Below are 13,527 nucleotides of genomic sequence, written 5' to 3'. Positions count from 1 at the left end.
AATAACTATAATAGATATGATCACCCGATCTATATACGTAGGAACCCCGTCTTACCTCAAACTGAAAGACGAACAAGTTTATATAATAGCCCCTTCAACCGGTGAAGTAAAGGGAAAAATCCCGGTTGAAGATTTAGGCTTATTAATGCTGGATCATTTTCAAATTACCATTTCCCATCAATTAATACAAAAAATGATGGGAAATAATGTGGTTGTAATTAGTTGCGATGCTCATCATCTTCCTCACGGCATTATGCTTCCTATGTATGGACATACAGAACATTCTGAACGAGTTAAAAATCAATTAAAAGTTAGCGAGAAACTTAAAAACCAATTATGGAAGCAGACGGTAGAATATAAAATAATAAATCAAAAAGATGTTCTGAAAAAATTTGGCAATTACTATGAACCCATGCAAGAATATCTTGAAAGTGTTAAAAGTGGAGATGTAACTAATAGAGAAGGTATTGCAGCCCAACATTATTGGAAATATCTTATGGAACCCGATTTTATTAGAAAACGTATGGGCAATTTTCCTAATCCTTTTTTTAACTTTGGATACGCCGTTTTACGAAGTATTATTGCTCGTTCACTTGTTGAAACCGGTTTGCTCCCCGTTTTGGGAATTTTTCATAAGAATAAATACAACCCCTACTGTTTGGCCGATGATATAATGGAACCATATCGCCCTTTTGTAGACATACTGGTAATTAAATGGTTAGAAAAATATCCGGAAGGAGATGAATTAACCAAAGAGTTCAAAGCACATATGCTAAATATTGCCACTATTGATTTAAAAATTGATGAAAAAATAAGGCCTTTACTTATTGCTGCGAAAATAACAACGAGCTCACTTTATAAATGCTTTACGGGTGAAAAACGTTTGATATGCTATCCTAAATTAGTATGATATCCGAACGGTATAATGCTTATAGAGTCATGTGGATTTTAGTTTTATATGATTTACCGACCGAAACTAAAGTAAATATACGAGAGTCCAATCTTTTTAGAAAACGACTTTTAGATAACGGATTTTCTTTATTTCAATTTTCCATGTATATTAGACAATGCCCTAGTCGTGAAAATGCTGAGGTATACATACTAAGAATTAAATCTATTCTTCCTAAAGCTGGTAAGGTTGCTATTATGTGCATAACTGATAAACAATTTGCTTCTATTGAGATATTTTTTGCTAGAAATAAAGAAATGCCTCCATCTCCCCACCAACAACTGGAATTATTCTAATTTTTAAATTTCTAAAAAAGCAAAAAACCCATTGATTGTCAACGGGTTAAATGTTGAGGCTGTGATGTATCACAAAAATACTAAAATTTGAAAGCAATTCACAACTGTAGAGCCTGAACCAATGAAGATTTCTTTGCTGTGATGTATCACAAAAATACTAAAATTTGAAAGCAATTCACAACTGGAATGTTTACTAAAAATAATCAAGAGCCGCTGTGATGTATCACAAAAATACTAAAATTTGAAAGCAATTCACAACCCCCAATGATCGTAACACCACCACAAATGAGCTGTGATGTATCACAAAAATACTAAAATTTGAAAGCAATTCACAATAATTGACGTTTATGAAGCAGCACCTAATAAGCTGTGATGTATCACTTCAACTACTAATAATTTGAAAGCAATTCACAACATTACAGTAGATGATTTAACTTATTAATAAGCTGTAATTTATCATTCCAACTATTAAAATTCGAAAGCAATTCACAATACTAAGTATACATACTAGTAATCAAATTAAAATCGCCCATTATAGAAAAAACGTATACTAATTATATACCTAAAATTATTTTTATTCACACACAAAAGATAAAAATAACTATAAGAACTCAAATATATAAAAAAATAAGTTTTTTATATAATAATAAGACATCTCGCTTACTTTACCTTTATCAACCTCAACCCCATTAAACCCAATTCACTTACAATTAACCACTTAAATGTAAATGTTAAAAATCAACCTTTTTTAGAAGAATTTTTAAATCTGTTTATATATTTGCATTTATGTTTTTTAGTAGTACCGAAAAAGATAAAAATTCTAAAGCAAGAGCCGGCATATTGCAAACCGATCATGGAATTATTGAAACTCCAATATTTATGCCGGTTGGGACGGTAGGTTCTGTAAAATCAGTACATCAACGGGAATTGAAAGATGATATTAAGGCTCAAATTATCTTGGGCAATACTTATCATTTATATCTTAGGCCAGGTACTGATATTTTATATAAAGCCGGCGGATTACATAAATTTATCAATTGGGACCGCCCCATTCTTACCGATAGCGGGGGCTATCAGGTTTTTTCTCTTTCCCAAACCCGAAAAATCCAAGAGGAAGGAGTAAAATTTAAATCTCATATTGATGGTTCCTATCATTTTTTTACACCTGAAAAATCTATGGAAATCCAACGATTCATCGGTGGTGATATATTTATGGCTTTTGATGAATGTACCCCTTATCCTTGCGATTATGCTTATGCTAAGAATTCGTTGGAGATCACTCACAAATGGCTGACACGATGTGTAAAATGGTGTGAAGAAAATCCTGAATTTTATAATTATAAACAGCATCTGTTTCCTATCGTGCAGGGCAGCACATTTGATGATCTGCGAAAGTTATCTGCAGAATTTATCTCTTCTGTAAATGCAGATGGAAATGCTATAGGTGGGCTAAGTGTAGGTGAGCCGGAAGAGGAAATGTATCGCATAACCGACCTGGTAACCGATATTTTACCTGTTGAAAAACCTCGTTATTTAATGGGTGTGGGTACGCCGTGGAATATTATCGAATCTATTTCTTTAGGTATAGATATGATGGATTGCGTTATGCCTACTCGAAATGCTCGAAACGGAATGCTATTTACTTGGGACGGAGTAATCAATATAAAAAATAAAAAATGGGTAGATGATTTTTCCGAATTAGACCCTAAAGGTACTGCTTATGTTGATCACGAATATTCCAGAGCCTACCTAAGGCATTTATTTTCTGCTAATGAATTTTTAGGAAAGCAAATTGCTTCGGTTCATAATCTTGCTTTTTATCTGGACTTAGTTAAAACAGCTAGAAAACACATATTAGAGGGCGACTTTACTAGTTGGAAAAAATCTGTAATTCCGCAGTTAAGAAATAGATTATGATTACAATTTTAGATCGGTATATTATTCGAAATTTTTTAGGAACCTTGTTTTTCATGTTGATTCTATTAATTGCCGTATTTATAATTATTGATATACAAAGCCATTATCAGGAATTTAGCGAAAACGGTTTTTCCGTATTGGATACTTTAAAACTATACTATCCGTTTTATGTTATCTGGGCCGTAAACGTTTTTGCGTCTATACTGGTTTTCATCTCTGTTATTTATTTCACTTCACGAATGGCTAATAATACGGAAATTGTTGCCATTACGAGTTCAGGAGCAAGTTTTTTCAGATTTTCAAGGCCCTATCTTATTGTGGGAATATTAATCGCTTTCGGTTCATTTATGACCAATCATTTCCTACTTCCCTGGGCAAATATCAAGAAAAATGAATTTAGCGTGAAAATTCTTACCGGAAACAAAAAAGATGCCTACCTAGCAAATCAAAATATATCTGCGCAAATATCTCCTTCGGAGTATATTTTTGTGAACAGCTATAATAGGCAAATGAAAAGAGGCACCGGATTTTTATATCAAAAATTTGATGAAAACAGAGTATTACTCCATGAATTACGTTCTACCGAGATATACTGGTCGGAAGAAGATACCACTTATGTTTTAAGTAATTATTACGAAAAGGAAATATCTCCGAAAGGGAAAGTATTGTCTTTAAAAAATGGCGCTACTTTAAAAAAACATTTTAATTTTACTCCGGATGAGTTACTCCCTGAAGCTTTTGTCGCTGAAACTATGAATACTCCTGAACTGAATAAATTTATAAAAAAAGAGAAAATGAGAGGCGCAAATAATGTAAACATATACCTCAATGAGCTTCATCAAAGGACAAGTTCATCGGTAGCGGTAATCATTTTAACTTTTCTCGCATTATCTCTCTCTTCAACAAAAAAAAGAGGGGGATTAGGTATTAATTTAGCTATTGGCATTTCGTGCGCTTTTTTATATATATTCTCTTTTCAGGCTTTACAAATATTTTCTTCCAAAGGAATTTTGCCTTCTTGGTTTGCCGTATGGTTACCTAATTTTATTTTTGGAATTATAACTTTAGTTCTATATATAAAACGGGCATATGCCTAAAAAATAACATACAAATACGACTATGAAGAAAAAAAAGCTTGCAAATTTAGTAGCATTTATAATCGGGCTCTATTTTATAATACGGTCGATTTTTTTGTATACCTGCACGGATGGCGACCCCTCTCAAAACGAATTTTTTGCTTTAATTTATTTTTGCTTTGGAATGGTGGCTATCATCATCCAAATAATTGTAAATTTCATCATGAAAAGAAATAATAATAATGGCAATTAATATTCTACATCTTGAAACCTCTTCTAAAAACTGCTCGGTAACTATTGGTACCGAAGGTGAGATAAATTCCTATTGTGAAGAAGTATCTCAAGATTTTAAACATAGTGAAAATCTTCATTTATTTATAGAATGGGCTCTTGAGGGGGCAGAACTTACTCTTTCGGATATTCATGCGGTAGCAGTAGGAAAAGGTCCAGGATCATATACAGGCTTACGAATAGGTCTTGCCGCAGCCAAGGGGTTTTGTTTTGGAAATGACATCCCGCTTATTTCTGTAAATTCTTTATACATTCTAGCTTCTCCTTACTTTAATGCTGAATATGATTTTATTATTCCTGTAATGGATGCTCGAAGAATGGAAGTTTATACTTCAGTCTTTGATAAGAAAGGGAAGCCTCTTGTTGAAACTCATGCTCATGTTTTACATGAGAAATCTTTTGAAGATCTGAATAATAAAAAAATTCTTTTTGTAGGAGATGCTGTTGAAAAAACCGAAATTTTTTTGAAAGAAATTTCTTTCGATTTAGAGAATGCCTCGTTTATACATGCTTATCCTCAGTCTAAAAACATGGTTAATCTTTCTTATAAAAAATTTCAAGAAGGCATCTTTGAAGATGTGGCTTATTTTGATCCTTTTTATTTGAAAGATTGGAAATAATTTTCCTACTATTTTAGTATCCAAAAATATCACCTTTTGATTTTATACTATTGAATTCTTAAATTTAATATCTGTTTTATTTTTGATTTATACTATAAATTGAAAGAGTGTACTAATTTTAATTTAGAATGTTTATATCGATAAACAAAATGTTTACAAAAAACACTCTTTTTCTTATTTTCGATAAAAATTTGAATAAATATTTTTTTTTGAAATCATTATAATAAATAGTTTGCTTTAATTAATCTGTAATAATGGTTTATATTTATTATAAGAAGATCTAACAATAAATTTACAAGTAAAATTTTCTATTATTATCCATAATTATATTTATGTTAATATAAAAATATTTGTATTTTTACGTTTTTGTATATTAAAAGTTAATTTATGTGTATGTTAATTTATTTAGCATCTTAAATTACCTTATGATATTTGCTCATAAAATTAATTTTATGATTTTTTTATAATTTATAAAATTAATTTCTCATTTCTGCAATTTGATAATTTATTTTGTTATATAAATTCTTAGTTTAATTGGTAATATATGAAAAGTTTTTACTCTGCTCTTATTTTAATTCATACTCTAGCCATTGGATCAGTTTACTTTCATGAAACTACAGAATCCTCTAAAAAATTCGACGACAGGACTTACCATCATCTAATTACATATGGTCAAAGTTTAGCTACCGGGGCTCAATCTTATCCGGCTTTATCTACTGAAAATATTGCAGGAAATTATATGATAGGTGATCAGGTATGGATTAATTTTGGGAATACCAATTCCACGGAGTTCATCCCTCTTAAAGCATCTATTGCTCGTATATACCAAAATTATCCTAAAAGCAAATCCTCGATGACTTCTGCCGAAGATCCGTTGATAGGATTAACCAACCACCTGCAATTAAAACAGTCGCAAGTTGGAGTTCAATATGTTGCCTCTTCCGATGGAGTAAATGGAAAAAGCATTGAAGCTTTATCCAAACCGGGCCTTTTTAAAACGAATTACTATAAAGAATATTTTTTAAAGTCCGTAGAATCTGCTGCCTCCATTGCCCGTAACAACGGTTACAAAATTGAAGCTCCTGCAATTTTCTTGATGCATGGAGAATTCAATTATATCAATCTTCATGATGACAGAACCAGAGGTGCTACACTCGATAAAAACGAATATAAAAGACTGTTTGTTAATTTAAAAAATGATATGCAGAAAGATATCATGAATGCTTACGGCCAAAGAAAAAAACCGGTATTAATTACCTATCAAGTGGGTTCTTCTCGAAGTGACGATAATGTAAATATAGGACTTGCTCAATTGGAGCTTTCTAATACCTACGTAGATATTATTAGTGCAGGCCCTACCTATCATTTGCCTCATAGAGGAATCCATCTGGATGCTAATGGATATAGATGGTACGGCGAAATAATGGCAAAAGTCTATTATAAAACTCAAGTTTTAGGTGAAGAGTTCAAACCCTTACAACCCAAGCAAATCTATCGTATATCCTCCAAATCCGTTGGTGTCGTTTTTCATGTTCCCCACCCGCCTCTTGTATTTGATACGAATTTGGTAAAGGCACTTCCCAATTATGGTTTTAAATTAAAGAATAATGGTGCTTTGGAAAATATTTCCGAAGTAAAAATTGATCAAAATGAAAATACTGTTATAATTACTTGTGCTAATGACATTACCGGAAATGTAGAAGTTATTTATGGCCAACAGAATATATATCATAATGGCAAATTTATAGTTAAAGCCGGAAACCTTAGAGATAGTGATGATTATCAAGCTTTTTTTACTTATGTTGATTTAGATACTAAAAAGGATGGAAACTATATTTATCCTAGAGAACGAAATGAAATGACTTTGAGACCCGACATTGAGCCTAGAGATAAAGATGGCGACTTTTTATACGGGAAGCCTTATCCTTTATATAATTTTAGTGTTGCTTTCGGATATACGCTTGAAGCTAATAGAAGTTCCATTTATATGCCTGGTTTTTATCCTAACAGAGACATTGTATATGTAAAAAAAGGTGGCAAGGGAGACGGCAGTTCTTGGGATAAGGCATATGGAGAATTGGCAGATGTTTTAAAGATAGCCGGAGAACAAAATATTGGTGAAATCGCAACTATTAAAAAAATTTGGGTTTCAAAAGGAACTTATTCTCCTCTGTATATACCGGGAAATGGTACGAATCAAATAAATGATCGTTCTTTTTTACTACCAAAAAATGTTGAAATTTATGGTGGTTTCTCAGGTATGGAAACTTCACTGCTACAAAGAGATTGGAAAAATAATGCCTCTACCCTTTTCGGAGATAATGTATACCATGTGGTCATTTCCTCCGGAGATGTCGGAAATGCAACACTTGACGGCTTTACCATTAAAGGAGGCAAAGCAAATCTTCGTAGTAATGCATATAAAAAAAAATCCCATCAAATACCTTATCATATTGAGGTAAATAATAGTTGGGTTTATACGGGATATGGAGCAGGTATTTATATTATCAATTCTTCTCCTAAGCTAAAAAATTTAATCATAACCGAAAATGAAGCTGTAGATGCCGGGGCTGGATTGTTACTGGAGGGATCGAATTCTTCTATAAGCAATATAATTATTAAAGACAATATATTGTCAGATGATAGAGCCATAGGTGGTTGTGGTATATATTCCTATAAATCATCTCCTATTTTACAAGATGTTTCCATAATTAATAATAAAATAGAAACTATCAATACAAATGCATTAGGTGCCGGCATATATAACAAAGAATCAGATCACCCTACATTAACCAATGTGATTATTTCAGAAAATAGCATTATAAATTCCAGATATAAAAATGTAATCGGCAAAGGAGGGGGAATTTTCAATAAAGATTCACGACTTCTTTTAATCAACTCCCTAATAACTAAAAATAAAGCAGGCGAAGGTGGAGGGATTTATATTGAAGGATCGGATGGATCTGAATTTACTAACATTACCATTTCCGATAATGAAGTTTCTAATAATAAGGGAAGCGGCCTTTATTGCAACTATGCAAAACCGGTTGTTAACAATAGCATTATCTGGGGAAATAAACCGAATACTATTAATAATAATAATCAAGGATATCCTAGTTTTAACTACAGTCTAGTACAGTATAATGAAGACACAAATAACCATAATATAATGGGTAAAACCGATCCATTATTTGAAGATGATTATACCTTGAATGTTAACAGCCCTGTCATTAATAAAGGCAATAATGATTATGTACGTAGTATCAATAAAGATTTAAATAATTATCCCCGGATAGTTAAAGACATTATAGATATAGGAGCTTATGAATATCAAAATGAGGCTTCTTGTGCCCGTTTAAAACATATAGTAATAAATGATCTGGAAACAACTTATGATGGAAATCCAAAGGATATTAGCATTAATGATCTGCCCGATTACTTAACTCATGAGACTAGATACAAGGGAATAGAAAACACATCCTTTGACGAAAATATTCATCCTCCTACTGAAGTAGGAAAATACTTAGTAACTGCAATTTTAAAAGACAACTCTATTTCAAAGGATTGTGAGATAATTTTAACGGCAACATTAACTATTAAAAAAGGTATTACGAAAATTATTTCAGATGAAGTAGTTACGTATTCATATGATGGAACAGAAAAAAAAATAAATGCTGCACTTAATCATAACAATTCTACTATTTCCTATATTCCCCAACAAGGATATGTAAATGCGGGAAGATATATCATCAAAGTAAAATCAGCAGAAACTCCAAATTATCTTCCTGAAGAAAAAGATATTATATTGGTTATTGAAAAAGCAAATTATTCCGGGATAAGCTTGCCTAATAAAACTATTAATTATGATGGGTCAGAAAAAGAAATTGTTGTTGATGGTATCATTCCTAAAGCAACTGAGATAGTTTATGAATACGAAGGAATTAATTCAACCTTGTATCCTAAACAGAAAAATAAACCGGTAAACGCAGGAACATATCTTGTTACAGCTACACTTACCAATCCAAACTATAATACTCTATCGTTACGTAGTAATTTAACTATTAGTAAAGCAGATTTTATGGGGATTAAGCTGAATGAAAAAATAACTACTTATAATAGTAAAAAACAAGGTATCTCTGTCTTTATTACCGATAAACTTCCTAATGAAACTAAAATAAAATATGAGTATGAAGGAGTTAGCCCTACCATTTACGCAAAAAGTAGTGAAGAGCCTATTAATTCCGGTATATATCGAGTTACGGCTTCCATAATAAATAATAACTATAACACGCTGACACTTTCCAACAATCTTTTCATTAAAAAAGCAGAAGCATTTATTTATACTAATGAAGAACAAATATATACATATGATGGTACAATAAAAAACGTTGAAGCAACACTTAATCATAAAGAAAGCATCTTAAAATTTAGCCCTCAGAAAGGATATGCGACCGGTGGCTCATATAATATTATTATTTCGGCCGAGGAAAGTCCTAACTATTTATCAGCCTTTAAGGCAGTAAAATTGATTATAAAAAATCTTTCTTTAGGTGCCAATGCCTCTGAGGCTGTAAGTGAAGAAATCAGAATAGCCTCAAATCCTGTTTCAAACATATTAGAACTGATTTTTTCAAAACCAACAATTAAGAAAGAAAATTTAACAATCTACAATTTTATGGGTAAATTAGTTGTTGAAACAAAAGTTTTACCAGGAGATACGGTAAAAAAAATCGATTTAAGTGGTCACCATTCTGGTATTTATATTCTGAAATATAAGAATAAAATGTTCCGGTTTATCAAAGAGTAATCGGATAATATAACTAACATATAAAGAAGGATTCCTTAATTAAATTAGGAATCCTTCTTTACATCTCCTACAATGAACTTTGCTGTTCGAAGAGACGCTCCCGAGTCTCCTAATTTATGTCTAAGCTCTAAATAATTTCCTTTTATATTTTCAACATTTGTAGGGTCCAATATTTTATTTAATTCACTCTTCAAATTATTATAATTTAAATCGTCTTGAATCAGTTCGGTTACCACTTTACGATCCATAATTAAATTAACTAAAGAAATATACTGTATATGCTTTATCAATCTTTTAGCTATTTCGTAAGATATTCTACTTCCTTTGTAGCATACTACTTCAGGCACATTTAATAAAGCTGTTTCTAACGTAGCAGTTCCAGAGGTTACTAATGCAGCTTGAGAAATCCTTAGTAAATTATATGTTTGATTGGAAACAATCTTAACATGAGAATTTAAAAATTGCTTATAAAATTCAACATCAATAGAAGGGGCTCCAGCAATTACAAATTCATAGGGTAAAAAATCTTTTTCTACAGATAACATCTGAGATAACATTTTTTTTATCTCTTGTTTTCTACTACCGGGTAATAGGGCTATGATAGGCTTATCTGAAAGACCGTGTTCTTTTCTAAATTTATTTTGATCAAGATCTGGCAATGAGTTTAAAGCATCTAATAAAGGATGCCCTACAAAATCAACCTGATAATTGTACTTTGCGTAAAAATCTTTTTCAAAAGGAAGGATGACAAACATGCGGTCAATATATTTTTTAATGATTTTGACCCTCCCCGATTTCCAAGCCCATAATTGAGGTGAGATATAGTAAAACGTTTTTATTCCTAATTTTTTTACACTTTTACAAATACGTAAATTAAATCCGGGATAATCTATAAAGATAACACAATCCGGGTGATACTGAGAAATGTCTTTTTTACAAAGCTTAATATTCCCTAATATGGTTCCTAAATTTGCTACAACCTCAAGAAAACCCATAAAGGACAAATCTCTGTAATGCTTAACCATTACACCTCCTTGGGCTTGCATTAAGTCTCCTCCCCAAAATCGAAATTCAGCGAATTGATCTACTTTTTTAATTTCTTTCATAAGGTTTGATCCATGCAAATCTCCTGATGCTTCTCCCGCAATTATATAGTATTTCATATCTTAAAAATATTTCATTGAAAAACACTCAAATCTTTTAGCTTATCCTTTAAAAAAATTTAAGACTTTATAAAAGTTTCCACAGTCTCATAGAAAGCAGTCGGATTATCTACTTGTACCCAATGTCCGGCATTAGGAATTACAACTGTTTTTTCATTAGGAAACTGTTGACGTATGTTAAATTCATCTTCTTTTAAAATATAATTTGATTTTTCTCCGGCAATAAACAATGTGGGACCTTCATATTTTCCATAAGAAATAGTATTATTAATTACCTGATTATATTTCTCCGATAAGGTCTTTAAATTAAAACGAAAATTATAACGGTTATCCTCAGTTTTGTATACATTTTTCATTAGAAACTGAATTATTCCGGCCTCTTTAATATATTGTGATAAGATATTTTCTACTTCTTTTTTTTCATGTATCTTCGAAAAATCAACGCTTTGCAATGCTTCAAAGATTAATTGATGGTGCGGTGGATAAGCCTTAGGTGCCATATCAACAACGATTAATTTTTCAACTAAATCAGGATGTTTAATAGCACATTCCATAACTGCCTTTCCGCCCAAAGAGTGTCCTAATAAAATCGCTTTTTCTAATGAATAATGCTTCATATAATTCACAATATCATCAGACATAGTAGTATAGCTCATTTCATCGGAATGAAAGCTTCTTCCATGATTTCTTAAATCAATAAGATGAACTTCGTTTGTTTCTGAAAATTTCCTACCTAAAGTTCCCCAATTATCTAACATTCCAAATAATCCGTGAAAAATAAATAAAGGGGTTTTTCCTGAATTATAAAATATCTTTGAATTTAAGATATGATTTTCCATGTTAATATCTTTTTTACAAAAATATGGATATTCTTAAATATAGTAATTTATTAAATTGTGTTACAAATTGATTAAAATTTATATATGATACTTTATAAAAATGTTTAATTTTATACTATATTTTATCTCTAATCCCATACATTATTAATATAGTAAAAATTAAATACATGAATAATTCCAACAATCAGTTAAAAAGAAGTTTAACAAATAGGCACATTCAACTCATTGCTATAGGAGGAGCTATAGGAACGGGATTATTTATGGGATCCGGAAAAACCATAAGCTTAGCCGGACCTTCTATTCTCCTGGTTTATGCCATCATAGGCTTTGTCTTGTTTTTTGTCATGAGAGCCATGGGCGAATTATTACTTTCAAACTTAAATTATAAATCATTCGTAGATTTTACTACAGATCTCTTAGGTCCTATGGCGGGTTTTTTTATGGGATGGACGTATTGGTTTTGTTGGATTGTTACTGGTAGTGCAGATTTAATAGCGATTTCCGGTTATGTTGAATATCTTTTTCCGAATATGATCGCACCTTGGGTTCCGGCATTAGTATGTATCCTATTATTTTTATCCTTAAATCTATTAACTGTAAAACTTTTCGGTGAAGCAGAATTTTGGTTTGCCATAATTAAAATTCTAGCAATAATTACCCTGATCGTAATAGGCATCATATTCATTTGTAGCAAATTTAAATCCCCCACCGGCGTAACTACCTCCTTATCCAATATATGGAATGATGGAGGATTTTTCCCTACCGGATTCACAGGTTTTGTTGCCGGATTTCAAATAGCTGCCTTTGCATTTGTAGGAGTGGAATTGGTTGGAACGACGGCCGCTGAAACTAAAGATCCCGAAAAAACCTTGCCTAAAGCCATTAATGCTATTCCTATTAGAGTAATTTTATTCTATGTTCTCTCTTTAGCTGTAATTATGTCTGTAATGCCTTGGCGAACTATAGATCCGGAAAAAAGTCCTTTTATTGTATTATTTTCATTTGCGGGAATCACAGCAGCATTTAGCATCACCTACTTTGTGGTACTTACTTCGGCAGCATCTTCCGCGAATAGCGGAATATTCTCTACAAGCAGAATGTTATACGGACTTTCCATAAGTAAAAAAGCACCCATTTATTTTAGAAAGCTTTCAAAAGCTTCAGTTCCTTCCTATGGCTTAACTTTTTCTTGTATCTGTCTACTTCCTTCGGTATTAATGCTTTATTTCGGTAACGAAAATATAATGTATGCCTTCACTTTAGTTACCACTGTAGCTACTGTATTATTTATTTTTATTTGGTCTATGATACTTATTTCTTATATTTCATTTCGAAAAAGAAAACCTGAGCTTCATCATAAATCCAATTATAAAGTTCCTGGAGGCCTCTTTTCCGTTTATATTTCTTTAGTGTTTTTTGTATTTCTTATTATTGCTTTTTGGTTTAAAGATGATACAAGACAAGCTCTTATCTTTACTCCTTTATGGTTTGTATTGCTTGGTATTTGTTATTTTATAATACCTCAAAGAATAAAAAAACAATGGCAAGCTAATTTTTAATTAATTTTAC

10 protein-coding genes are annotated in these 13,527 nt (G+C 31.6%); 8 read left to right on the top strand and 2 right to left on the bottom strand.

All coding sequences use genetic code 11. The features are described from left to right. Positions 1 to 16: 16 nt before the first annotated feature. The 7 genes from cas1 to Q0T35_RS03535 all read left to right on the top strand — a co-directional run bounded on the left by cas1 (position 17) and on the right by Q0T35_RS03535 (position 9,956). Complete coding sequence (gene cas1, locus Q0T35_RS03565) at positions 17 to 910, top strand: type II CRISPR-associated endonuclease Cas1 (RefSeq protein ID WP_295840985.1); 894 nt, start codon at positions 17 to 19, stop codon at positions 908 to 910. Then, the gene (cas2, locus tag Q0T35_RS03560) at positions 907 to 1,245 is read left to right on the top strand and encodes a CRISPR-associated endonuclease Cas2 (protein WP_295809284.1); all 339 of its coding nucleotides are present in this window, start codon (positions 907 to 909) and stop codon (positions 1,243 to 1,245) included. The genes cas1 and cas2 overlap by 4 nt, the downstream gene beginning before the upstream one ends. A gap of 786 nt (positions 1,246 to 2,031) precedes the next feature. Then, positions 2,032 to 3,162, top strand: a complete 1,131-nt coding sequence (tgt, locus tag Q0T35_RS03555) for a tRNA guanosine(34) transglycosylase Tgt (protein ID WP_295840983.1) — start codon at positions 2,032 to 2,034, stop codon at positions 3,160 to 3,162. Further along, complete coding sequence (locus tag Q0T35_RS03550) at positions 3,159 to 4,259, top strand: LptF/LptG family permease (RefSeq protein ID WP_293917899.1); 1,101 nt, start codon at positions 3,159 to 3,161, stop codon at positions 4,257 to 4,259. The genes tgt and Q0T35_RS03550 overlap by 4 nt, the downstream gene beginning before the upstream one ends. 22 nt (positions 4,260 to 4,281) lie before the next feature. Continuing rightward, complete coding sequence (locus Q0T35_RS03545; RefSeq protein ID WP_295840982.1) at positions 4,282 to 4,491, top strand: hypothetical protein; 210 nt, start codon at positions 4,282 to 4,284, stop codon at positions 4,489 to 4,491. After that, positions 4,487 to 5,149, top strand: coding sequence for a tRNA (adenosine(37)-N6)-threonylcarbamoyltransferase complex dimerization subunit type 1 TsaB (tsaB, locus tag Q0T35_RS03540; protein ID WP_293917903.1), 663 nt, complete (start codon positions 4,487 to 4,489; stop codon positions 5,147 to 5,149). Before Q0T35_RS03545 ends, tsaB begins: the two co-directional genes overlap by 5 nt. A 544-nt stretch (positions 5,150 to 5,693) precedes the next feature. After that, positions 5,694 to 9,956 (top strand): MBG domain-containing protein, encoded by a 4,263-nt coding sequence (locus tag Q0T35_RS03535; protein ID WP_295840981.1) that lies wholly within the window; start codon positions 5,694 to 5,696, stop codon positions 9,954 to 9,956. 44 nt (positions 9,957 to 10,000) lie between these two features. On the opposite strand, the gene lpxB is transcribed toward Q0T35_RS03535, so the two are convergent. Both lpxB and Q0T35_RS03525 read right to left on the bottom strand, forming a co-directional pair. Beyond that, positions 10,001 to 11,119 (bottom strand): lipid-A-disaccharide synthase, encoded by a 1,119-nt coding sequence (gene lpxB, locus Q0T35_RS03530; RefSeq protein WP_293917893.1) that lies wholly within the window; start codon positions 11,117 to 11,119, stop codon positions 10,001 to 10,003. Between the two features lie 59 nt (positions 11,120 to 11,178). Further along, on the bottom strand, positions 11,179 to 11,958 hold the full coding sequence (locus tag Q0T35_RS03525) for an alpha/beta fold hydrolase (protein ID WP_295840980.1): 780 nt from the start codon (positions 11,956 to 11,958) through the stop codon (positions 11,179 to 11,181). 167 nt (positions 11,959 to 12,125) lie between these two features. Between Q0T35_RS03525 and cycA the strand changes: the two genes are divergently transcribed. Beyond that, a complete protein-coding gene (cycA, locus tag Q0T35_RS03520) occupies positions 12,126 to 13,517 on the top strand; it encodes a D-serine/D-alanine/glycine transporter (protein WP_293917890.1) in 1,392 nt (463 codons plus the stop codon). Positions 13,518 to 13,527: the final 10 nt, after the last annotated feature.

This window comes from uncultured Apibacter sp., assembly GCF_946479295.1.
Taxonomy (GTDB): Bacteria; Bacteroidota; Bacteroidia; order Flavobacteriales; family Weeksellaceae; genus Apibacter.
This window is presented reverse-complemented; position numbering and strand designations above follow the sequence as displayed.